At 52.1% G+C, this 24,559-nt stretch carries 15 protein-coding genes; 11 read left to right on the top strand and 4 right to left on the bottom strand.

The window, feature by feature from the left end; translation table 11 throughout:
* Nucleotides 1-48 precede the first annotated feature (48 nt).
* The 6 genes from PLIM_RS05510 (at nt 49) to PLIM_RS24695 (ending at nt 9,196) form a co-directional block, all read left to right on the top strand.
* Nucleotides 49-1,785: an SIR2 family protein gene (locus PLIM_RS05510; RefSeq protein ID WP_013109336.1), complete on the top strand. Its 1,737-nt coding sequence runs from the start codon at nt 49-51 to the stop codon at nt 1,783-1,785.
* A 194-nt stretch (nt 1,786-1,979) separates the two neighbouring features.
* Nucleotides 1,980-3,203: an argonaute/piwi family protein gene (locus tag PLIM_RS05505; protein ID WP_230849407.1), complete on the top strand. Its 1,224-nt coding sequence runs from the start codon at nt 1,980-1,982 to the stop codon at nt 3,201-3,203.
* Between the two features lie 351 nt (nt 3,204-3,554).
* On the top strand, nt 3,555-4,376 hold the full coding sequence (locus PLIM_RS05500; RefSeq protein ID WP_013109334.1) for a Hachiman antiphage defense system protein HamA: 822 nt from the start codon (nt 3,555-3,557) through the stop codon (nt 4,374-4,376).
* A complete protein-coding gene (locus PLIM_RS05495) occupies nt 4,366-7,464 on the top strand; it encodes a DEAD/DEAH box helicase (RefSeq protein ID WP_013109333.1) in 3,099 nt (1,032 codons plus the stop codon). Before PLIM_RS05500 ends, PLIM_RS05495 begins: the two co-directional genes overlap by 11 nt.
* Nucleotides 7,465-7,804: 340 nt before the next feature.
* Nucleotides 7,805-8,419: a hypothetical protein gene (locus PLIM_RS24700; RefSeq protein WP_052301499.1), complete on the top strand. Its 615-nt coding sequence runs from the start codon at nt 7,805-7,807 to the stop codon at nt 8,417-8,419.
* Between the two features lie 117 nt (nt 8,420-8,536).
* Nucleotides 8,537-9,196: a hypothetical protein gene (locus PLIM_RS24695; protein WP_230849406.1), complete on the top strand. Its 660-nt coding sequence runs from the start codon at nt 8,537-8,539 to the stop codon at nt 9,194-9,196.
* A 57-nt stretch (nt 9,197-9,253) separates the two neighbouring features.
* On the opposite strand, the gene PLIM_RS05485 is transcribed toward PLIM_RS24695, so the two are convergent.
* The 3 genes from PLIM_RS05485 to PLIM_RS22490 form a co-directional block, all read right to left on the bottom strand.
* On the bottom strand, nt 9,254-9,985 hold the full coding sequence (locus tag PLIM_RS05485) for a toll/interleukin-1 receptor domain-containing protein (protein ID WP_013109332.1): 732 nt from the start codon (nt 9,983-9,985) through the stop codon (nt 9,254-9,256).
* 355 nt (nt 9,986-10,340) lie between these two features.
* Complete coding sequence (locus PLIM_RS24055; protein ID WP_013109331.1) at nt 10,341-10,880, bottom strand: hypothetical protein; 540 nt, start codon at nt 10,878-10,880, stop codon at nt 10,341-10,343.
* Nucleotides 10,870-11,493 (bottom strand): transposase, encoded by a 624-nt coding sequence (locus PLIM_RS22490; protein ID WP_013109330.1) that lies wholly within the window; start codon nt 11,491-11,493, stop codon nt 10,870-10,872. The genes PLIM_RS24055 and PLIM_RS22490 overlap by 11 nt, the downstream gene beginning before the upstream one ends.
* A gap of 943 nt (nt 11,494-12,436) precedes the next feature.
* Between PLIM_RS22490 and PLIM_RS05465 the strand changes: the two genes are divergently transcribed.
* The 4 genes from PLIM_RS05465 (at nt 12,437) to PLIM_RS22480 (ending at nt 20,626) form a co-directional block, all read left to right on the top strand.
* Entirely contained in the window at nt 12,437-14,332 is a 1,896-nt protein-coding gene (locus PLIM_RS05465) for an AAA family ATPase (RefSeq protein WP_041401213.1), read from the top strand.
* A gap of 230 nt (nt 14,333-14,562) precedes the next feature.
* Nucleotides 14,563-15,492: a hypothetical protein gene (locus PLIM_RS05460; protein WP_013109328.1), complete on the top strand. Its 930-nt coding sequence runs from the start codon at nt 14,563-14,565 to the stop codon at nt 15,490-15,492.
* Nucleotides 15,489-17,141, top strand: coding sequence for a glycosyltransferase (locus tag PLIM_RS22485; protein WP_013109327.1), 1,653 nt, complete (start codon nt 15,489-15,491; stop codon nt 17,139-17,141). Before PLIM_RS05460 ends, PLIM_RS22485 begins: the two co-directional genes overlap by 4 nt.
* Complete coding sequence (locus PLIM_RS22480) at nt 17,138-20,626, top strand: glycosyltransferase (protein WP_013109326.1); 3,489 nt, start codon at nt 17,138-17,140, stop codon at nt 20,624-20,626. Before PLIM_RS22485 ends, PLIM_RS22480 begins: the two co-directional genes overlap by 4 nt.
* Before the next feature lie 818 nt (nt 20,627-21,444).
* On the opposite strand, the gene PLIM_RS24355 is transcribed toward PLIM_RS22480, so the two are convergent.
* Nucleotides 21,445-21,963, bottom strand: coding sequence for a hypothetical protein (locus PLIM_RS24355; RefSeq protein ID WP_013109324.1), 519 nt, complete (start codon nt 21,961-21,963; stop codon nt 21,445-21,447).
* A gap of 356 nt (nt 21,964-22,319) precedes the next feature.
* On the opposite strand from PLIM_RS24355, the gene PLIM_RS22470 reads away from it, so the two are divergent.
* A complete protein-coding gene (locus PLIM_RS22470; RefSeq protein WP_081440216.1) occupies nt 22,320-24,233 on the top strand; it encodes a glycosyltransferase in 1,914 nt (637 codons plus the stop codon).
* The last annotated feature ends 326 nt before the right edge of the window (nt 24,234-24,559 follow it).

The raw sequence follows: 24,559 nt of genomic DNA, 5'->3' as shown, positions 1-24,559 counted from the left end.
AATTCGAATTTCGGATACTTCCCGTGACCGATTGAAAAAAGTGAATGTATGGATGCATCCAGTGATGTTCCGCAACTCGGTTTGGACGACTTCGCTCGGCGTTTCGCGTTGCGAGCCAAAAATCTGATGTGGATGCTGGGTGCCGGGGCTTCAGCTTCGGCGGGAATTCCAACCGCTTCGGATATGATTTGGGAATTCAAGCAGCGGCTTTTTGTGAGTCAGAGGCGAGTTTCTCCGCAAACAGTGGCCGACCTCTCCAATTCAGTAGTGCGTGCCCAGCTTCAGGCTCACATTGATTCATCCGGTCAATTGGCTTCCGCTGGCTCACCAGAAGAATACGCGAGCTTGTTCGAATCTGTTTATCCAGCAGAAACTGATCGACGAGCATACTTAGATTCAAAGTTGAACGGAGCAAAGCCATCGGTCGGGCACCTAGCGATCGCGACGCTCATGCAATCCGATCTCACCAGGATTTTGTGGACGACTAACTTCGATTCGCTCGTTGCCGACGCCTGTGCCAAGGTCTACGGAAACACTGGAGCATTGGCAACGGTGGGGTTGGACGCTCCTGAAGTGGCGACACAACTCGTTGGAGATCAACGTTGGCCAATTGAAATCAAATTGCACGGAGATTTTCGATCAAGGCGATTAAAAAACACTGACGACGAGTTGCGACACCAAGATGTCCGCTTGCGCCAGCTTCTAGTCGAATGTTGTCGACGATTTGGTCTTGTGGTCGCTGGCTACAGCGGACGCGACGATTCAATCATGGACGCCCTGGAGGAAGCCGTGACCAGTGGGGCTTTTCCTGCTGGATTGTTCTGGTTGCAACGCGGAGACGGTCGCCCATTGCCCCGCGTAGAACAATTACTCCGCCATGCAATGGCATCGAATATCGAAGTGGCCTTGATTCCGATTGAGAATTTTGACGAAACACTTCGGGATGTGACGCGTCTTCTAGAAGGAATCGACACAAAAGTGCTCGATGCTTTCAGCTCAGAGCGACGTCACTGGAGTGGTGCACCGCCTCCCACCGGCAGGATGGGATGGCCAGTGGTAAGGTTTAATGCACTTCCAATTCAAACGCCTACCGTTTGTCGACGCGTTGTATGTGAAATTGGCGGACATGCCGAAGTTGCGGACGCAGTTAAGCAAGTTGGTGTTAATGTATTGGTTGGACGTGTGAGTTCTGGCGTATTGGCGTTCGGTCAGGATTCAGAGATTCGTCAGGCATTTTCTAATCATGCGATTTCAGAATTCGATTTACACACAATCGAAAAAGCGAGATTGCGGTATGATTCGGGTGAGCGTGGCTTGCTTCGAGCGGCGCTTACTACGGCACTAGTTCGAGAGCGGGGACTCGATGCTTTTCGACATCGTCGGGCAGACTTGCTCGCGCCTCAGAACCCCAGCGATCCTCGCTGGGCACGGCTTAAAGCGTTAACTGGTTCTATAAGCGGGTCGGTCCCAAGGGATTCAGAATTAACCTGGAGAGAAGGAATTGGAGTTCGTTTAGACTGGGCGGAAGAGCGGCTATGGGTACTCATCGAGCCGCGAGTGGTGTTCGTAGGAATGACAGAAGCCAATCGAGCCGCTGCTACTGACTTTGCACGCGAAAGAACAGTGAAACGCTACAACAGGCAATTGAATGATGTGATTGAATTCTGGGCCAAGTACCTCGAAGGTGATGGTATTGAGATTCGAGCGCTGGGAATTGGCAATGGCGTTGACGCAACGTTCTCAATTGGTTCGGAAACAGCGTACTCTCGAAGGCTTTCTCCATGAGCAGCAGAATTCAATCCCATATCGCGTTTCCGGAGCCTCTTCTAGCGTTTCATCCTGATCGTGCATCAGATAGAGAAACGCATCCCCTTCGTGGCCTACTTCGATTCGGACCTCATTCTAAAGGGTTGGTACCTGATCCGATTCGCGTTGCCACAATCGCACCGCATGGTGAGTCCGGGCGACTTTACGATTTCATGAAGCAACTCAATTCCTCGCATCAGCCAATTGAACGCAGAGAGTACCTGCCAGAGTGGCCGGGGTTTCACAGAGTCTTTGGTCTTCATATGAAAGGAGCGGGCGGAGCTTGTCATGTTGAACTCGATTCAAGTGTAGAGGGTGAATTCCAAGATTCTTCAACTCCGCAGATTGTTTTGGCCGACCGTCTTGTACGGGCGGTTCAAGCGCTCGAAACTCGGCGTCCCGATTTCGATGTGCTTTTCATTTATCTTCCGCAGCGGTGGGAAGCCGGATTTGTAGGGAAGGCTGGCGACGATTTCGATCTTCACGACCACCTGAAGGCTGCTACCGCCGCTCGAAGATTGCCCATTCAGATTGTTCGCGAAGACAAAGCGCTCTCGTATCCGTGTCGGGCCAGCGTGATGTGGCGGGTCGGATTAGCTCTATACGCCAAAGCGGGTGGCGTGCCATGGAAACTGGCAGACGTTGATCCGGAGACTGCCTATATTGGGATTTCGTATGCCCAGCGCCCAGTGGAATCGGATCGGCCCCGGTTCGTCACCTGTTGTAGTCAGGTATTCGATGCTGAGGGTTCGGGACTGGAGTTCGTCGCATACGATGCTCATGAATTCGACCTTCAACGAGATAATCCATTCCTTTCCAGGACGGAGATGTTTCGAGTTATGACGCGTTCAATGGACCTTTACAGACGACGGCATGCTGGGCGCACTCCACGTCGGGTCATGGTCCATAAAACCACTGAATTCAAACGTGAGGAAGTCGATGGGTGCATGGAAGCTCTGCACCTTTGTGAAGCGGTTGACCTTGTTCAAATTGTTGAGAGCGTCGGATGGCGCGGTGTCCGAATCGACCCTCAGGGCGGTGCGACAAGAGGGGCAGCAGCAGGTTATCCGGTTGCACGGGGCACGTTGGTTGGACTTAGCCCACGCGAATGTTTGCTCTGGACGCATGGAGATGTGCGAGGAATCAGCGACCGTGGAGCGTATTTTCAGGGCTCTCGTAGCACTCCAGTTCCGCTTCGTCTGGTGCGACATGCTGGACATGGAACGTGGGACGACGCGGCGAGAGCCGTCCTTGCTCTATCAAAAATGGATTGGAATAACGACGCCCTTTACGATCCGCTGCCTGTCACCCTCGGATATTCAAAGGTCTTGGCGCGCGTCGTGAAACGGATGCGTGGACTGGGAAGTGCGCCATATCAATTCCGCTTCTTCATGTAAATGCTCCCGAGTCTGATGGCGATTTGTACGCCGCAATTCGCAGTCAGTTTCCGGAATTGGTGCCCATCAGAATTCGGACCGCAGCCGAGATTCGCATCACAGTCGAGTGATCCTCTGGTGACATCAAAATGTGCCGTCGATCTCGCTTTTTTCAGGCATTTAGGTCTCTCGGGACAATCACCGGGGATGCACTCTTTCGAAAAGTTGTGATACAGTCCTTTCATCCCGTTGTTCAAACACTGCGCAAGGCGAGTGCAAGTTGCTCATTCGAGACGAAGTCCTTCGTGCTCGTCGACGATGGCCAGCTTTGCAAACCGCTCAATGAGGCTACTTCTGGAGTGACGCTTAGGAATGCCGTGGTCAAATCAGCACCTTGGATGGTTAGTCCAACTCTCGCCGCCGCAGAAGACAGCGGATGGGAAGCCGATTCATGTCTGGGCGTTTCAGTACGACCAGACGGATAAAGCGCTGATGTCGTCTTGGGCAAAGCATTTTCGCAACCACTACTGCCTCGATACGCAGATCGATGCCCTTCGCAAGGGGACTGGGCACACGAGAAGCCAGTATCTACTCACGATGAAGTTTCCGAGCAAAACGATCGCTCCTGGCCCCAGTATCCGATCAGGAGATTTCTGCGAAATCCTTGTGGCAGATTTCCTGCAATACAACTTGAATTACTTCGTACCGCGCACTCGGTATTCATCGAAAACGATTAAAAATGAATCAACAAAGGGCGGAGACATACTCGGATTCAAAATCCTGAAGTCGGGTAAGCATTCCAAAAACGATGAGCTTGCTATTTTTGAAGCCAAAGGAGCACTTTCAGGGGCAAGAAAGCCCCCCCGGCTTCAGGATGCAGTTGACGATTCAATCAAAGATGAGATTCGCAAAGCCGAGTCCTTGAATGCGATCAAGCAACGTTATCTGGATGCAAATGCTGTGAATGAGATCGCGACGATCGAGCGGTTTCAGAACTTCGCCGATCATCCATACAAGGAAACGTACGGCGCGGTCGCGATCTTCACGAGCACGGCGTATTGCCAAACAACTCTCTCCAAGACAGATGCTTCAAAGCACCCGAAATCCTCTGGATTATCGCTTATGGTGATTAAGGGCGATGATCTAATGGCGTTGGTACATACCTTATATGAGCTCGCTGCGAATGAAGCCTGAACAAGCCTCAGAAAGTTTGCTTGGAGCAACGCGTGCGCGGGCCAAGATGCACGAATACGGTGTGCCGAGCGAAGATTTCATCAGAATTCCGAGAGACCCAGCCCATCTTTTTTCGCTGACAATCGGAATGCTTGGTGATGTGGCCGCGGGTACGTCAGTCAATCACAAGACGTCAGAGCGACTTGCTGAAACCTCAAAGCACCTACTGTTCTGTGCACGCTTCTTCGATTCCTATTTGGAATCGAAACTCGACTCACAACTTGACGCGTACATGTTGCTCCTTGCAGGAGCTACGTACTATCTCGCAGCACTTCCAGGAAGTTCATCTGTCATCGCTTCGCGAATCCCTGAACCATGTCCCGATTTGGGTGCAAGAGGACTTGAACAGCTACTGTCGTGGAGTTTAAGAGGCGATTTTCAAGTCGCTCCCGCTTTTCCGATCGAAACGTACGCGGAAATTCGAAACCTTGCAGATGCTCTGGGAAATTTCAATTCGACGGGAGAAGGCATTCAAGAGCTGGATCTAGCGATCCGTACTTTAAGAACGTCAGCCTATGCTGAAGGTAGCCCCCGTGAAGTCTTGTTCGCTGATTTGATTGGTGCCATCGCCCGAACAAGGCAAGCCAAGTCAACCTGGACAACGCTTCCCCGCTACACCGATGTTAGCGAAACACTTTGGGCTCCAATAATTCGCAAGAGTACCTTTATCCGTGAAGTGTGGCCAGCGCAGCAGTTGCTCGGGGACCATGGTCTATATCGGGGTAAGTCGGCGGTTGTGCAAATGCCCACAAGCGCCGGGAAGACTCGATCGCTCGATTTGGTGATTCGTGGCGCGTTCTACGCTGAACGAACCTCGCTTGCGATTGTTATTGCCCCCTTCAGAGCGTTGTGCGAGGAGATTCGACAAGCTCTGGCACGTAGCTTTAGTGGCGAAGCGATTAACGTAGATGCGCTCTCAGATGTTTCACAAGATGACTTCGATGTCTCTGATATCTTATCAGCGAAGCAAGTGCTGGTGATGACTCCGGAGAAGTGCCTGTACCTGCTGAGGCACAGCCCGGAAATTGCGGAGGAATTGGGATTGTTGCTCTACGATGAGGGCCACCAATTTGACAGCGGCAGACGTGGAGTGACTTACGAGTTGCTTTTAACGTCGTTGAAATCCGCAGTCGCGGAAACGACACAGACGGTGCTAGTCTCCGCAGTCTTAAACAATGCACAAGCAATCGCAGACTGGCTTCTTGGATCTGGAGGCGCCGTCGTCTCAGGCAACGGACTTCTTCCAATGACGCGTTCCCTAGCATTCGCAAGTTGGAAAGATCGACTCGGGCGGCTCGAATTCACAGATTCCAATGATCCTGATATTGGCGAATTTTTTGTACCACGAATTATTGAAAAACAGTCCTTGAATCTGTTCCGGCGAGAACGAAAGCCTCGAGAGTTCCCTGAACGGGACAGCACTTCCATCGGACTGTATTTGGGAATGAAGTTAGCTGCCTCCGGCGGAGTGGCGATTTTCGTTGGCACAAAATCTACGGCTAGCTCAATTGCTCAAAGTGCAGTTGAGGTGTTCAGTCGCGGCTTAGCAATGGCATCTCCTGACACATATTCAGATGCAGGTGAGATTCAGCGGCTCGTCTATCAAATTGAGAGGAATCTGGGAGACTCGGTCGCATCTTCGAAGGCTGCAAGACTTGGCGTATTTACGCATCACGGGAACACCCCGCATGGAATTCGACTCGCGGTCGAATTCGCAATGAAGGAGGGCTTAATAAAAGTCGTCATCTGCACATCGACACTTGCGCAAGGTGTCAATTTGCCGATTCGGTATCTGATTATCACGGGAGCCAGGCAAGGTAACGAGCAGATCAAAACACGTGATTTTCACAATCTTCTTGGTCGTGTCGGCCGCTCCGGGATGCACACGGAAGGAACCGTGATTTTCTCCGATCCGAAAATTTATGATGGACGAACCGACGCGAGCGAACGGTGGAGATGGCCAAATACAAAGGCACTTTTGGATCCGTCAAAGTCTGAGGAATGTCGGAGCGCATTACTCTCCGTTCTTGATCCGGTGTACTCAAAAGATCGCGAGATGAGTCTCCGTTTATCTGTCGGTCTGATGGTGCAAGCGCACAAGAAAGGTAAGAAGGGCTGGCACGGTGTAGCCAACCGACTCGCTGTGAAGTATCGAGAGAATAACTTCGACGAGGCGGATCTCGAAAATCAACTGGAAGCGAAATCTGACATCATGTCAGCGATTGAAAGTTTTCTTCTTGCTAATTGGGAAGAAAACAGTGACGAGTTGAGCGCTTCGATTGAGTCGCTCGCCGCGTCCACCCTTGCATATCACATTGCCGAAGAGGATGAGCGCATCAAGCTGGTCGAATTATTTGAGAAGTTGGCTGAGAACGTAGCGACGAATATTCCAGACTTGGCAACACGTCGAATATTTTCGCGGAGCCTTTTTGGATTGGCTGATAACCTCACAATTCAGAAATGGGTCACAGACAATCTGAGTGAGCTGTTAAGCCGTTCCGATACAGCTTCCTTATTGCGTGACATCTGGCCGCTGTTTACTGATTTTGTCAGGAATAAATCATTCGTCGGTTGCTCAATTCCGTCATCGGTGAGTCAGGCCGCCCAGAGTTGGATAGAGGGAAAGCCCTTCGAATCAATTTTTGCAGACATATCGGGAGCCGGATGCCGGTTCAGTGCCAGAAATCTACATCCGACAATCGAACACATTGTCGACTTATGCGAGAGCGGTTTCGGATTTGATGGAATGCTGATTGTGGGAGCTGTGGCTGAAGTCCTGACAATCCAAGAATCGACTGCGACCGACACGATCGAGTTGCTACGCCAGCTCCAAAAGGAACTCAAGTACGGACTTCCCTCGTCTCTATCGATCACCATTTACGAATTGGGATTTGCTGATCGCGTGCTTGCGCAGGAGTTGGCAGCAAGCTTGATTGGTGCGAGTGAACGTAAAAAGGTGAAACGACGATTGCTCAACAAGAAGGAAACTGCCCGGTCGGTTTTACAGGCCTTTCCGAGCTATTTTACGTCAGTGCTCGACTCCCTTTGAGAGGTGAGAACTTCCAATCGATCGGTTGATTTGATGAGATTAACGCAAGAAGTCCAAATAGCCTACGGTTCAATTCGCCAACAGTTAAGCGGCGGCAGAGCCACCTGGGGCATATCACCAGTGGTGCCCACTATTGGCGAACCTCTTTAGGTGCGTGTCAGAGAAGTGTCAGAGAACTTGATTGAAAACGATGTAAAACACAGTACACCTTGTGATCTGTGGATTGGTTCGGCACCTTGCCGAAAAAGACCTAAATCTCTGAGAAAAGCAAAGTTAGATACCCACCCACAAGGATTCGACCAACGGCCTACGGAACCGAAGGACGCCGATCAGTAATTCGATGGTCGAGATGTACACCGTGCAGCGGCATTTCGATCCCGCCGGACTTCGCTCGCGCGGTATCGATAATTTCGACACATGGGCTGCGACTTTCGGTGAAGTCGTCGAGGCGATGGAGATTTCACCGGACGGCAAGAGCATCCGCCCACGTTCCCGGTTCGCCAAGTTCGTGAACCTGCCGGAGTTTCAGCAGATGTTCCAGGCATTCTCCGAGGTCCAGATAGCGGAAATGCTCAACCTGACACGACCCAAGCTGGCCGGTGGAAAGCCGCAGACCATCGCTTGCCCGATGTCGGATGACCAGTTCGGGATTCAGGAGGAGCTGGTGAAGCGCTACGAACGAATCCGCACCGAGAAGGTCGATACACGCGAGGACAACGCACTGGCGATCACCACGGATGGCCGGAAGCTTGCCTTCGATGCCCGTATGGTTTCGGCTGAGGCAGAAGATACAGGAGAATCGAAGATCAATGCATTGGCCGACGTGGTGGCTATATGGAAGGAAACTGCCTCGACTCGCGACACGCAGTTAATTTTCTGTGATATGGGCGTGAACGAAACCGCGTGGGGATATTCGGCCTATGAGGACATCCGTAGCAAGCTGATCGACCGGTGAAATCCTGCCAGCCAGATTGCAGACATCGGACCTGCCGATACCGACGGCAAGAAGCAAGTCCTGTTCGAGAAGGTGCGGAAGGGAATCGTCCGGGTTCTCCTCGGATCAACCCAGAAGATGGGAACCGACACCAACGTCCAGAAACGTCTGGTTGCCCTGCATCACCCTGACGCACCATGGAGGCCCGCCGAGGTAGAACAACGTGACGGTCGAATCCTCCGGCAATGCAATGACAATGAGGAAATCTCGATCTACCATTATGTCACGGAAGGCAGCTTCGACGCCTATATGTGGCAGGCACTGGAAACCAAGGCACGACTCATTGCCCAGGTGATGAATGGTAGCAACATCGCGCGGAAGGCCGAGGATGTCGGCGGGCAAGAACTGAGCTATGCCGAGGTGAAGGCGATTGCTTCAGGCAATCCCGCTGTGCTGACCCTCGCGGAAGGGGACGCCGAGTTGAAGCGTCTCTCGATCCTCCAGAATAATCACCATGACGAGCAGTTCCTTGCCCGCAGGAATATCAAGGAGTTGCCGGATAAGGTCAGGCGACTGACCCAGAGGATTGAAGTACTGGAAGGCGACATTCTCGCTCAAGACTCCTCTCAAGACTCGTTCTGCGAGGCCATGAACTGGATCAGCGAGACGGATAAGTCGCAGCTTGTTTGCGCGAACGAGCAGTATTACCTGCTCCGAAGCGGGTCACCGGTATGCTGGGAGCCATGGAAATGCGATAAGTTTCTCGCGGAGGATGCCGATCTATGGGAAAACTGGTAGGCCGCACATGTCAACGAAACGACGGGATGCACTCAGCCTATACTGCATGAAGACGCGCTACCCGCATCGGCCTGCACTTACTGGCACCCTGACCAATTCGGCCAACTTTGCGGCGACATCTGCCATCGGCTCTTCGGATGTGTCGAGGCCGTTTCGCGAGGCCAGCATCGGACTTACATCGCGGAGGGCATCGTAAGTTGTGTTATGCACGATGGGAACAAGTTGGTCACGCGCGAGAAGCACCGAAAGTTCCTTGTCTGCAACGCCCGCTGCCGGAAGTCGCTTCAGCAGCGCGGGAGTAACTAGCACGATTCCGATTCGCGTTTTTGCCAATCCCTTGTCGATTGCACGAAGGAACGGTTCGCCGAGGCCAATGTCATTCTCGCTGAACCAGACCGAGACGCCACTTGCCAAAAGCAGTTCGGACAGTTGTTTGGCAGCGCCTTGCCGGTCATCCCACGCATGGCAGAGAAAAACATCCCGAATACCAGGCACGGACGCTCGCTTTTCGACGGCTTCGCGAATTGGAGTGAGCGCCCGCACTTCTTCGGGTGTGTAGAGCTGGACTGAACCCGCTCCTGACCAGCGCGGCCTTACATTGCGGCTTGAGCTACCGCCGATGCTTCGACTGATCCCGCTGCCACTCGTAGATGAGGAATACGACGAGTACGAACTCACCCTGTAGCCGCTATATCCGCTGTAACGGCCACTACGACCTCCACATGCAGGACAGGCTTCTGCCGCTGCGGCTGATCGATGACCACGTACTGGTGCTGTGCATCTAGACATAAGCCATATGGTACTGAGCGCCATTCGCGCTTTCAATGGTACCACTGATCATTTTGGCACCTCGGACATTTCGACACTTGCCCGTAGCACTCCTCACTCCCTCCGAATGCTTACGGGGAACGCACTGGCAATCAGCGCTGTCCCGGAAGTTTGTCCGGGACCTCAGAACGGTCAGGCGGAGGGCGTCAGGCGCGTCGCCAGTGCCAAAGGTGATTGCAGAGTGGCTACTTTCCGGGCAAAAGGCCGAATCGCCGACTTCTTGAGGCTGAAAATCGTTCGTCTAGATAGAGGGCAACTGCTTTGGCCATGACTTCACGCAATTCACTTGCGTCGTATTCGAGCTTTTCTCGCAACTCTACGGCGCGTACGCCGACTTCTGCCGCAATTGCGTCCCGACATGGATGATAGCTGCGCGACCGTCGCGTTCTGGTGGATTGACTTTTACGTACTTTCGGACATCGGCGATCTCACCTACCCGACATGATTCGCTATCGTCAAGAAGGTCGACAAACACCGCATTCGGGTAGCCATCCCCGAAGCGGCGCTCGACTTTACGCAAGCCACCCCGAAGGACTAAGAGGCTGACAAAAAACCTCTTTGCTGCTGAATAGTTTAGACTGACTTTTTCATCAGCACGCGATAGCAGAGGGCAGCGAGTGCCAGGTGGTTCCAGGCGTGGATGATCTGCTGATCGCGGTCGTAGCGAATTCGGAATCGGCCAAGGCCGCCGAGCCAACTGATGGTACGTTCCACCACCTCTGTCTTGTGACTTCACAGGAACCTTTCCCAGTCCACTTCCATGGGTGGTGTTTCTGCGCCGAATGTGGGGGATGATGTCGCGACCCTGGAGTGCCTGGCGAGCGGCTTCACTGTCGTAGCCTGCGTCAGCATACAACGCTCGTGGACGCTTCCGAGGTCTGCCCGAAGCCCCCTTGACGAGAGAGTAGCTCGACCACGGGCATCAGGCAGCGATGATCGCTGGTATTCGCCGGAGTCGAGATCATGACCAGGGGCGTACCATTCCCGTCAGTCATGACCGTGTACTTTGTCCCAGTTTTCCGGCGATTCACAGGGCTGGGGCCACTGACCGCTCCGCCTCTAAAGGCCCGGACGTGCGTAGAATCGACGATGACAACTTCCAGATTCAAGGCCTGTGTCCGGTGGAGTTGCGTCAGAACGCTGGCATACAATCGCCGCCAGATCCCCAGCTCTTCCCAATGAGCAAAACGTGTCCGAGCGGTCTCGCCAGAGCAGCCCATGCCTGCTGGCAGTTTGCGCCAACTGCAGCCGGTGGTGAGCACGAACCAGATGACACGGAGAACAATGTCATGGGAAATTGGCGGCCTGCCACCTCCCGAAAGATTACTGGAGGGCGTCCCTGTGGGGATTGCTCGGGGAGCATGTTCATGACAGGCTGACAAATCGCATCCGGCAAATGAGCATTCATGATCGGCTCCAGAAGGAGTAGAAGGTGGTACTTCCACTTTCTGGCGCAAATCCCGTGCCATTTGCCGGGTGCTTTGGATGTTTAGTTTTTTGTCGGGCTCTAAGGGAAGCAGTCCCGATAACCCTTCAGATCAGACCCGAAGACGGCCAGGGATCGAGATGGTTCTTAACCGCCAGCAAATCTGCCAGTTCATTGCGATTTCATTTCGATAGGATTTTTCTCACCTGGCCTGAGAGGCCTTTCAACAACCCCTCTTTCATCTCGATAGTCGAATCACTGGGAAAAATCTATTCGCCTAACTCACGGCACCGGAGAAGAATCTCATAGGAATTGTTTGTCGATAAAATAGGCGGCTTGATTAGAACGACCAAGACTTCCGCAAATGGTCACGCGTGTTACTCTCGCCAGGGACTGAGAGAAGGTGGAAATAGCCTAACTATCAGTCAAGTAGGCCTTGGACATAACCAGGAAAGGGACAACCCGACGCTGCAACCTATTTGATCCGATCGGTAAATCCTAAAACGGCGGCGATGATTCTCTTGGACAATTCGATTTCTTTAACATTAAAGGAAACCATTCCTTCTTGGATCGATCAAAACTGGCCAGAACTGATATTCGGAAGTACGACCTTCGGTATGATCTATTTTGACGGCGTCAAAACCCTAGATCTGCTTGCCCTCAGGAAAGGAGTCCAGTGGCGAGCGAAGCTTTGATCTCTTTACACTCCGAGCGACTAGCAGCAATTTTACTGGCTCTATCTTTGATCTGACTTTCTTTGCACACGCCATGCGTTGAATTGGATTCATTCGTTGATCATGGATGAATTGATTGGAAGTCCACGGGTTACTCGTCTTGATCGAGGGATAACGAGAGGTTGTTCGCTTCCATCAATGGTCATCGAAGCTCTATGATCTGGCATCAAATGAATTTTTTGGGGTAGGTTGATTGGCTGAGTATTGTTCAGCAAAAACAGAACTCCCCAATCAGTCTCCATGGAAATTGTCATGTCATCCGGTACTCAGGCTTCAATGCCGACAATTCTCCCAGCTTCGGCCCAAGTTTCCGAGAGATCGTCCCCTTTGCCACTCCATCAATTGGAGACGACAGCTTCGAAGGATGATTTCCATAAGTCGCCAGACCGTGTCCCTTGGCTCAACTACCGGCCTGAATTCTTTGAGAATCTGGCCACGATTTTGTTTCGCTCCGCACGTCGCCATATCGCGGTGACAGGAATGCCGGGAGTTGGCAAAACATCTGCCCTGCGAGCATTTTCTTCACTCCTGCAGTCTCAGGAGTGGGCTTTCCTCAAAGATCATGTCTGCTTAGAACTCGATGCTCGAAATATTGGCCCTGAAGATACTCGGGCCGTGCTGGAAATGACGATCTCTTCAATTCCGGCCAACACACCTTGCCTGCTTTTTGTTGAAGGCCTCTCTCCACTAATGAAGAGATTGCAGGGAGCCACGAATGCTCCACTGTTTCGAGCTCTCCTTGGTCGACGAAACGTTTCGGTGATCGCGATGATGTCACCCTGGGAATACGCCGACACGATCTCGTCAGACGCCGCCATGAGATCACTTTTCAGCAGGGTTGAGTTTCCCGAGCCACACGACAGTGTGCTTCAAGAAATTTTGAAGTTGCATGCTCAGCAGCTTTGCCAAAAATTTGAGCTCGATCTTGGCCCAGAGCTGATTGATCGCTGCCATCACCTCTCATCGATCTATCTTCTCAGCGAGTTTGAGCCAACAAAGTCCATCCGACTGTTGACTGAAGCCTATGAACTCGTCGCCTATCGTCGAAATGAGCGACAAGCCGCTCAACAGACCGTCGAACTCGAAGATTTAATTGCGGTCTTGGCCGACAAGACTGGCATTCCTGCAGAAACGTTAGCAGGGACACGTACTCATGGAGATTTTGAAGAAACACTATCGGCTGTGGTGACTGGCCAGGAGACTGCAATTCGGCAGGTCGCGGCTGAACTGCGACTCATCAAGGCAGGACTCACCTCACCCAACAAGCCAGCCTCAGTTCTGCTGTTTGCGGGGTTAACAGGGGTCGGAAAGACAGAACTTGCAAAAAGAATTGCTGAGATCTATTCAAGCAGTCGCCGTCCACAGATCTACTCCATGGGAAACTTTACCGAACCCCACAGCATTTCGGGCATTATCGGTGTTCCCCCTGGATATGTCGGTCATGAGCAAGGCGGACGTCTGATTAATGAACTCAATTCGGATCCCTACTCTGTCTTCCTGCTGGACGAAGCAGAGAAGTGTCATCCAAATGTCTGGAAGCCCTTTCTCAATTTGTTTGATGAGGGCTGGATCGTCGATCAACGAGGCGTCAAGGCGTACGCAGATCGTGCGATCTTCATACTGACGAGTAATGCGGGAGATCGTCAGATCACCCAACTCACAGCCAATTCGACACCAGAAGACACGATTGCCGAAGCAGTCCGACAAGCCTTGGGAAAAGTACGGCACGAACGCTCGACTCAGCCAATATTCCCACCGCAGTTTCTGGCCAGAATCCAGCGAATTGTGGTCTTCCGTCCTCTCAGTGAGGAAGCCTTCATTGGCATCGCGGAAGCCGCCTGCCAGCGGCTCCAGGAATCTTGGGCACGGAAGCTGGAAATCAGGCTCACTCTTTCACCACGAATCCCCCATCAATTGGGAGTGTGGGCTCATGAAAAGTCGACCTCCAGCCACCATCAGGAAGGAGGGCGTCTTGTGCAAAAACTGGTCAATCAAGTCTTGCTGGACGCCCTTGAAACACAGCTCCTGAGCCGAAAATCGCAGTGGCAGGGAATCCACTCGTTTCAAGTATCTTGGAAAGATTGGCCCGACGAAAAGCCGGAGTCTGTTGAATCTCTGAAGGCCTTAATTCAGGTTTCGCACGAATAACTGGAGGCCAATCCGCTCATCATCTCCAGCAGATCTTGCCCAGATCACTTCAGTTATCATAGCAGAAAATTGTTGACAAAAATTTCACTAACAAGGTCTAGCTTTTTGCTCATGAGCATGGCAGACTTCGGCCACTCAACTGGTGAACAAACTCTCCTTAGTGGTTGATGGATGAGATTTCTCCCCAGAATCAAACCGATCAATTCCGATCGGAACTGAGTGGAGACTCCATGTCCTTGATGCGAACAACTCTCGCTTTCGGCCCGGAATTGCCCCATTTTGGGTCGTGGCAGTGGCTGGGAGCAGATCTGCAACGAGGACTTTCACACGAGTTTGAAACCTGTTCTTTCTCAACAGAGATCCCCGCGGCTGATATCGTGGTGATTATCAAGTTTCTCCCCTCGCTGGAAACTTTGCAGGTACTAAGACGATCGTCTCGGATTGTTTTCTGCCCAGTGGATATCTACTTCAGTGACATCGAAATTCAGCAGGATGCCCAGCGGCTCAAGCTGTGTCACGCGATTGTCACACACGCCCCCTCACTCCAGGCTTATTTCCGCCCATTTGCCCCCACTTTTGACATTCCGCATCACGTTAAGTACGTGACAGAACTCAATGCCCAACGCTCTGATCAGGGACCCATTTTATGGGTCGGTGTCCAGGCAAATCTCGAACCGCTGGTCACTTGGCTCAAGGGTCACAAACTTCCCCGTGAACTGGTGATTTTAACTGATGAATCTGACCTAGCAGGTCGGAACAGGATTCATCAGCAGATTCGTGCTCTTCAGCCCGTCGAAGTCCATCCCTGGACTCCGGAAAACCATCTCCGCTGGCTCGATCGTTGCTCCGCTGCGATTGACATTAAGGGGGATGATTTTCGTGCACGACACAAACCGGCCACGAAGGCTTGTGACTACCTGGCGTCAGGGATACCGATCGCACTAGAACCTGAAAGCAACCCGGCGCAGATCCTCCAACAATTGGGGTTTCGAGCAGTCAGCCCCACAGACGACAACTGGTTATCACCAGAATACCGGCAAGAATGCCTTCAGTTCGGAGCAGCACTTCGAGAAGTCTTGAGCCTGCGGCGGATTGCCATTCGCTGGGCCTGGCTGTTCCATAAACTGATGTCTGTCCCTCTGCAGAGGGACCTCCTATGAACGATCGATCTTTTCCAGGGTCTTCCGGGGAGTTCACTTCCCTCCAGGAAAGCCTCACCGAAGATCAGTTGCTTGAGGCCGAAGCCTGCATTGCCAACGGAGAGATGGCAAAAGGCCAGTCGCTGTTTCATCAGCTCCAGAAAGATCTTCAAGACTCAAGATCTCAGGCACGAATCTGGAATGGACTGGGTGTGATTGCTGCACTGCAGTCGGATCATGCGACGGCGATCGATAGTTTTGAACAGGCTCTCCGCTGTGATCCATCCTGGAAGATACCGATTGTCAATCGAGACCGATGGTTGGCGTCAGACACCGAACGGTCGAGGGCGAAAGAGACAAGTTGCCCCGACACCTGGACCACTGAGCAAAATCACTCATTACCCCGCATCGCCATCATCAGTCTGCTCTTTAACTGGCCCTCCACCGGTGGTGGGACCGTGCATACTGCGGAACTGGCTCGATTCCTGCATCGAGCAGGTTATCCCGTTCGGCATTTCTCTTTTCGTTACGATGCCTGGCAATTGGGTCAGATCCAGGAACCTGTGGATTGGCCTCTCGAAGAATTGCTGATGCAGGCTTCGGATTGGAATGCTCTCCAGATTCAGCACCGATTGCAGCAGGTACTTCGCCAGTTTTCTCCAGACGCTGTGATTGTGACTGATAGCTGGTCCATGAAACCCATTCTGGCAGAAGCGTGTGAGGGATATCCCACTTTTCTACGCCTTGCCGCTCAGGAGTGCCTGTGCCCGCTCAACAATGTTCGGCTGCTCCAGATTGCACCTGTCCCCCGCTCCTGTCCCAGACAGCAACTGGCGACACCAGAGATCTGCATCCAGTGCGTCACTGAGAATGAGCGTTTCTCGGGAGGACTGCATCGCCGGGAGCGTGCGCTGGCAGGCTTTGGGACCCCTGAGTACAGCCAGCGGCTGCGCCGGGTCTTTGCCCAGGCAACGGGAATTCTGGCAGTCAATCCGCTGATTGCCGAAGCCTGTAAGCCGTTCGCTCAAGCAGTGCATGTGGTTCCCAGCGGGTTTGATCCGGCCCGTTTTCCGATCGCACAGACTGCGCCTCGCCACCCCGAACATGTCGTGCGACTGCTCTTTGCAGGCCTGGTTCAGGAACCCATGAAAGGGTTTCATGTGCTTCTGGAGGCGGCTCGTCAGCTCTGGCAGCATCGACAGGACTTCCAATTGGTGGTCACCGATGAGCCTCTGGATCTCGCAGATCCTTTTGTGAAGTTTGTGGGATGGCAATCTCAGGCCCATCTGCCACAGGTCATGCAATCGTGTGATATCGTGATCTGCCCCACCATTGCGGAAGAAGCACTTGGTCGAACGGCCGTGGAAGGGATGGCGGCAGGTCGTCCTGTCATCGCCAGTGCCATTGGCGGATTGTCTTTTACCGTTCTGGATGAGGCGACGGGACTCTTGTTTCCGCCGGGAGACAGCCCTGCTCTTTCGAGACAAATTGAACGGCTTTTGGATGATTCCTCGCTTCGAAGAAGCCTGGGAATCCGCGGTCGCGAACGATTTGAAAAAGAATTTACGTGGAATTCGATACTCGATCGGCATTACCGCCCATTATTCGAAAGTACTCGCAGGGAATTTCAAAATCGAGCCCAGGGCCTTGTCTCATCGGAGGGTGTATGAACCTTCAGCGTGTGGCTGTCGTCTTCGATAATCGTCCCCGTCCAGAGACGACGGGAACGTACCTCCTGCGGGCGATTCAATCACTCCTGCCACAGACGGTGCACCTCCTTCCCGATCAGCTTTCGACACTTTCCCCAAAAAGTTTTGATGGCTACGTCTGGGTCGATGATGGTCTGTCCTGGACCTGGCCTCAGGGAGTGGGACCTGTCGCCTGGTGGGCGATTGATACCCATCTTGATTTCCCACGGGCCTGGCAGCACTCCCAGTCCGCCGATGCTGTCTTCGCAGCACAGAAAGATGGAGCCGAACACCTGCGTCAGAAGGGACTGACTGAGGCCCGGTGGTTGCCCCTGGCATGTGATCCCGAGATTCATGTGGCCACAGGAGAGGCTTGGGAATGGGACTGGGGATTTGTCGGCAATCTCTTTCCCGGGCCGAGGACTCAATTGCTGGAATGCCTGATCCGGCGTTTTCCACAGGGATTTGCCGGGCGAGCTTACTTCCACGAGATGGCCAGTATCTACAGTCGCTGCCGCATCGCTTTTAACTGCAGTCTCAAAAACGACATCAATATGCGGGTCTTTGAATCGCTGGCATGTGGCCCTCTTGTGGTGACCAACGATCTCCAAGCGAATGGTCAGGAAGAACTTTTTGTCACCGGACAACACCTGATCACCTACGAGTCAGCTGACGAAATGATCGATCAGGTGACGTACTACCTGAAACATGAAGACCAGCGTCTCCAGATGGCTCGTGCTGGACGGGCACTTGTGCTGGCCGAACACACTTATGTCCATCGTGCCAAAGTCCTCCTGCAAAGTCTGGAGAAACTGATGTCTCGCTCAGTCGTCCCGCAGCCTGAGACGTTCTCATCGACACCTCGTATCCAGGAAACATCCTTTTCCAAAGGGACGGAGTATTTCGAACATGCCAGGCCTGAAGTTCTGGCCCTGATCCCCCTGGATGCCAACACCATTCTGGATGTGGGTTGTGGAAGTGGACGTTTAGGAGAATCACTGAAACAACGACAGATCTGCGCCGTCTGGGGCCTGGAACGGGATCCACAGGCAGCCTCATTGGCATGCCAGCGTCTGGATCACCTGCTGAATGTCGACCTGGAACATTCGCAATTTGAGCTTCCCACACAATTTTTCGATGTCATCGTCGCTGCGGATGTTCTGGAGCATCTCCGCGATCCAGAACGTTTATTGCGAAAGTTGACAGGTGCACTTCGACCGGGAGGACACCTCATTCTCTCACTCCCCAATCTTCAGAACCATGTTGTCATTCGCAACTTGCTTGATGGCCATTTCACCTATGAATCAGCAGGTCTCCTCGATGAGGATCATGTTCGATTCTTTACCCGGAATGAAATCGAAAAACTCCTGCTTCGTGCTGGCTTTGATGTCGAAACAACTCAAGCGGTTCCTGGACCAGGATGGGCCGAGTGGGAAAAGCAAGGCTCGAAGGGGGAGGTGCAGGTGGGAGGCCTGAGAATCTCCGGGTTAACCCGCGAGCAGGCAGCTGACTTTTTCACATATCAGTTTCTTTATAGAGCACGACTGCGCCATCGTAATCCTGCATTAACATCGGTCATTCTCGTCACCTGGAATCAACTGGCCTATACACGCCTCTGTCTCGACAGCCTGCGTTTACGCACTTTTGAACCTATTGAAATCATTGTCGTCGATAACGCCTCAACAGATGGGACTCTCGAATACCTGCGCTCACAACCCGAGATCCGCTTGATTGAAAATGCAGAAAATCGAGGGTTTCCAGCGGCAGTGAATCAGGGAATGGCGATCGCTCGCGGCCAGCAACTCCTGCTGCTCAACAACGACACAATTGTCACGACTGGCTGGTTAACGCGAATGCTGGAAGTTTTGAATACCGATCCCCAGGTCGGGCTGGTAGGGCCGGTCTCAAATTGTGTGAGTGGCCCCCAGCAAGTCCCTGTTTCTTATGACGATTTAAGTGCCATTGATGGGTTTGCCTGGAACTGGGGCAAGCAGCATCATCAGGAGCGATATTCACTGGAGCGACTGGTCGGATTTTGCCTGTTGATTCGCCGCGAGACCTACGAGGCACTGGGTGGTCTCGATGAGCGGTTCGGCATCGGTAACTTCGAAGATGACGACTACTGTGTGCGGGCCCGAACCGCCGGATACAAAGTTATTGTTGCTGTCGATAGTTTCGTTCATCACTTCGGTCACCGCAGCTTTCTGGCAAGCGATCTGGATTTCGGAGCCCTGCTGGAAGAAAACCGCGTGAAATTTGAGGAAAAGTGGGCTTCTCGCCTTAAGCCCCCCGCATCACCATTTCATGCGACACAAGTGCCTGATGGTGGGCTTTTACTTCAACCAACCCAGCCAAAACTCTCGCTCTGCATGATCGTGCGAGACAACGAGACGACAATCGGCCCCTGCCTCGAAAGTATTCGCCCCTGGGTCGATGAGATGATCGTCATCGACACCGGCTCGACCGACGCCACACCAGTGATCTGCGAATCAATGGGAGCGACAGTGCATCACTGGGCCTGGAGGGATGACTTCTCTGCCGCCCGCAACGAATCCCTGCGCTATGCCACGGGAGAATGGATCTTCTGGATGGATTCGGACGACACAATCTCCGAAGAGTGCGGACGTCAGTTGCAGGCCCTCGTTCGCCAGACTGCTCCACCCCATCTATTGGGCTATGTGATGCAGGTCCATTGCCCCGGTCCGACTCAGGAAGGTGGCCGGAATGTCACGGTCGTCGACCATGTCAAAGTCTTCCGCAACAGACCCGATCTAAGGTTTGAACATCGTATTCACGAGCAGATTCTTCCGGCGATCCGCCGCGCGGGGGGAGACGTGGCCTTCACAGACATCCATGTCATTCATTCCGGCAGCGACCATTCCGTAGAGGGCAAGGCTCGAAAACTGGAAAGGGATTTCCGGTTGCTGGAACTCGATCTGAAGGAACGACCGGAACACCCCTTTGTATTGTTCAACTTGGGAATGACTTGCTGTGACTGTGGTCGCCACCGAGAAGCCGTGGACTATCTGAATCGCTGCCTGGCGGTGTCAACTCCCGCAGAATCTCACGTCCGCAAAGCTTATGCAATATTGCTTTCAAGCTTGTATGCACTCTCTCAGCATCACGAGGGGAACTCAATTGCTCAAAGAGCACTGCAATTGTTTCCTAATGACAAGGAATTGCTGTTTCGCGCAGCCATGCTTGCCCACATTCGTGGAGAGTTCGCTGAAGCAGAATCTCATTATCTGAAGATATTAAACACTAAATGGGATATCGCTTTTTCAAGTGTGGATGCAGATTTGTCAGGATATAAGGCTCTCCACAACCTCGCAATAGTTTACATGGATAGCAATCACCCAGAGAAGGCACTCAAAGCCTGGAATCAGATTCTGTCACAACACCCAGATTATTTGCCTGCCCAAAGCGGGATATCCGAAGTTATGAATATTCTCAACGTGAACTGTTGAATCACCTGCTCATTCTTCATTACAAGTTATTCCAACACTTATATTTCAGGTATTTTCTGAATGACAGCATCGAACCCAAATCCATGTGCCTACTGCTGTGATCTTATCCCCGACTATTGGGAGTTTAATGCATATGGCATCGGTTCCTGCCATCCACGAATCAACACTGTAATTGGCATGAGTAGACAGCCTTCTTCCGTCCCGGGCGAGAGGGTTTGGCGCGGACAGGGCCAAATGAATTGCAGCGACACATATGATATTTATGTGTATTGCAGTGATCAGTACTCCCTTTATGCTGAATGTTACATGCCATGTGAGGATCAACCATTCACGTGCGAAATCACAGCAAATTGTCAGCCTGGAGCTCCATTCAAGGCGGAGATCACATGTCTATCAAGTGACCTTGACCGATGCTTCTGTTGCCCGGATGGCGGAGGTGGGATTTTTGGGCCAATTTCATTCCCCCCAGAAACCAGCACGAGTACAACAACATCTTACCCCTGTCTTGGAACAGGCCGGTTTATCTGTAGTGGAGACGTTGAGAACTGCGAATGGACCCTACTGGAGAGTGACTGCGACCCTGAAGGCGACTGTCGCCCCTGTCCTCCAGCCTGGCAAGGCGAATTTCAAGAGGAGGTTGTAGTCCCCTGCACCCCTAACACTGTTCCTTGCACTTCATCAAGCTCAAGTAGTTCCTCTTCTTCATCACCGTCTTCTTCGCAATCATCTTCTTCGCCACATTCAACAACAACTCCCACTGCCTGTGAGGGAGAAGGTCTTTATGAATGGACCGGTACCAATTGGGCTCTGGTCGACAATTATTGCAGTTCAGGTTGCTGGCCTTGTCCGCCAGATTTTGATGGAAGCGAGATCGGAGAAACAGTAACAGTATTTTGCCAATCGACAGCATGTAGTAGTTCATCAAGCCCGAGTAGTTCATCAAGCCCGAGCAGTTCATCAAGCCCGAGCAGTTCATCAAGCCCGAGCAGTTCATCAAGCCCAAGCAGTTCATCAAGCCCAAGCAGTTCATCAAGCCCAAGCAGTTCATCAAGCCCAAGCAGTTCATCGAGCCCAAGCAGTTCATCAAGCCCGAGCAGTTCATCAAGCCCAAGCAGTTCATCGAGCCCAAGCAGTTCATCAAGCCCGAGCAGTTCATCAAGCCCAAGCAGTTCATCAAGCCCAAGCAGTTCATCAAGCCCAAGCAGTTCATCGAGCCCGAGCAGTTCATCGAGCCCGAGCAGTTCATCCCCCTCTAATACAACATTACCTGCATGTGAGGGCTTTGCCTTTTTTATCTGGGATGGCTCAGCGTGGGAACTTGAGAATAGTGATTGCACCCAAGGTTGTTATGCTTGCCCGCCTTCAGGACCAGGAGAACTCCCAGGGGAAGGTGTCTATGTGCAGTGCCAAGCAACCCCATGTTCATCATCATCTTCACGCTCTAGCAGTTCATCATTTTCTTCCAGCAGTTCACATTCAAGTTCAACGACCACAGCAGGCCCAACGACCACAGCAGGCCCAACGACCACAGCAGGCCCAACGACCACAGCAGGCCCAACGACCACAGCAGGCCCAACGACCACAGCAGGCCCAACGACCACAGAGGGCCCAACGACCACAGAGGGGCCTGATCAACCCTGAACGTAATCGTATGCAACAGGACCATTAATCAATATCACGCAAGACAGACTTTTTGGCTTCATTACCGCCTCATGAGCAACAAAAAGGTGAAGCAACTAAGGAGATAGATTTGACTCCCGTACTCACCGTGGGGATACCAACCTGCCACGATTTTAATGGCCTTTGGCCAACACTGATTGATCTCCATAAAACACAACTTGCTGACGATCTCTCCTCCCGAATTGAGATCATCGTTATAGACAATGCGCCAGAAGGAAAGCACGGAAAGCCCAATCGTGATCTTGTATCACAAATACCTAACGCACGATACGTTCCTTTTACTGACAAACAGGGAACCGCCCCAGCTAAGCAAGAAGTTTTCCGACAGGCCACTGGCTATGCTGTTGTATGTCTTGACAGCCATGTCATGCTCATGCCAGGTGTTCTTGCCAGGCTAGTAAATTATTGGGAGTCCGAAACATCAGATGACTTGTTTCAGGGCCCCTGTCTTCATTACAGCATGCAAGACTCTCATGGCCGCTCAAGAATTGTTGGAACCCATTTTTCAGAGAGATGGGGAGATGATGGAATGTTTGGACGTTGGGGGGTATTCGAGCCAGCAAAAGATCCAGAGTTTCCACCTTTCCGTATTGTCATGAATGGGATGGGACTCTTCAGCGCCAAAAGAACTTCCTGGCTGGGATTCCATCCCGAAATTCGAGGTTTTGGGGGAGAAGAAGGTTACGTCCAAGAAAAGTATCGTCAAGCCGGTCGGCAAACCTGGTGCCTTCCTTGGCTCCGCTGGGTGCATCGATTTGGATATGTCGACGGCGTGCCATACACCGGACTTGACTGGCGACAACGAGCAAAAAATTACCTTCTTGGATACCGAGAATTAGGTTATCCAGATTTATCAGGTATTCGCTCAGCGTATACCAAACCAGGCCGACTTACCGAGGTTGAGTTTGACGATCTAATGAAGGAACTCGGTGTCGTTCCACGTCTTCGAGGTCAACTTCCATCGTCACTCGAAAGTCGAACTCCCAGTCAAAAGAAGGCAACAGTAAACCTATTGCTTACAGAACTTCAACCGGGTGAAGAGGAACTCTTGGAGGCGCTTCCCTGCACTCTTCGCGGACGAAAAAGCGGAGCTGTCCTCTGCAATATCGGCTGCCCGTCGATGCAATCTCAATTGGTTACAACATTTGATTGTCGAAAACATGGCTTGGTCACTCTGGGCAAGAGACGAAAAGATCTCATCAATTGTCTGAATTGTGAGCAACGTATTGATGATCTACCAGATGCTTCCTCCAGGTCCAAATTAATTACAAAGAGCCATCAATCACCAGTCGATAGACGCCAGAATGAAGTCGAACTGATCATTGGAGTCTTATCTGCAACCCATCACCGGGACAAAAGAGAAGCTATTCGCGACACATGGGCCCCAATCGGAGATGACGTTGAAAGTGTCTTCATTCAAGGCGACGCAAATATCATGTCGCTCTCAAACACTGGAACACTTCGGGTGCCCTGCAAAGACACCTACGACACACTCATCCACAAAGTTCAGCATTTCTGCCGCTGGGCAACTCGCTTCCGTTCTTTTAAATGGCTCTTCAAATGCGATGATGACACGTATGTCTCAATTCCAAGACTCAAGGAATTCGTAAGAACCCTTCAAGCTGATTACGTGGGGAGAAACTACGGAGGATTTGCGAGTGGAGGAGCTGGATATCTTCTCTCCCGGAAGTCAGCTTTAGTTATTGCTGACGCTCCAGATCTCGACGTGGGTGTACCAGAAGATGTTGGAGTGGCCGAGCTCCTGAAAAATGCTGGCATACTTCTTTTAGACTCGAAACAATTTGAAGGTGATCAGCGAGGACCATGGCCCAGTCATTCTAACAACTTAATCACAGGCCACTATCTCACACCGGCACGAATGCGTGAAATACATAACGCATTCTGTGTTTCTCCTGTTCAACGCTAACATAAACACTGTTAGAACAGCCTTCCCTTTTTTTCAAGCATTCATAACAGACTACACTCGACTGGAGAACTTCATGGGCTGCGGATCGTCAACAACATGTGGTGCTGCAAAATCTCCAATCGGTATCTCCATACCTGCAAGATACAAGCCAAAGAAGGATGCTCCGAATTACAAATCGCTGCGCAACAGCAAATGTTCACCCCGCAGTTCGTGTCAAACGAATCTCGGAGTACGTCCGCAGACGCAACAAGCATCTTTGGACGCACTTGCCGAATCAGTTGGATTTGTGGAGGAAGCTCAGAGCCAGACTCTCCCAGTACTACCCG

The sequence above is a fragment of the Planctopirus limnophila DSM 3776 genome (assembly GCF_000092105.1).
Taxonomy (GTDB): Bacteria; Planctomycetota; Planctomycetia; order Planctomycetales; family Planctomycetaceae; genus Planctopirus; species Planctopirus limnophila.
This window is presented reverse-complemented; position numbering and strand designations above follow the sequence as displayed.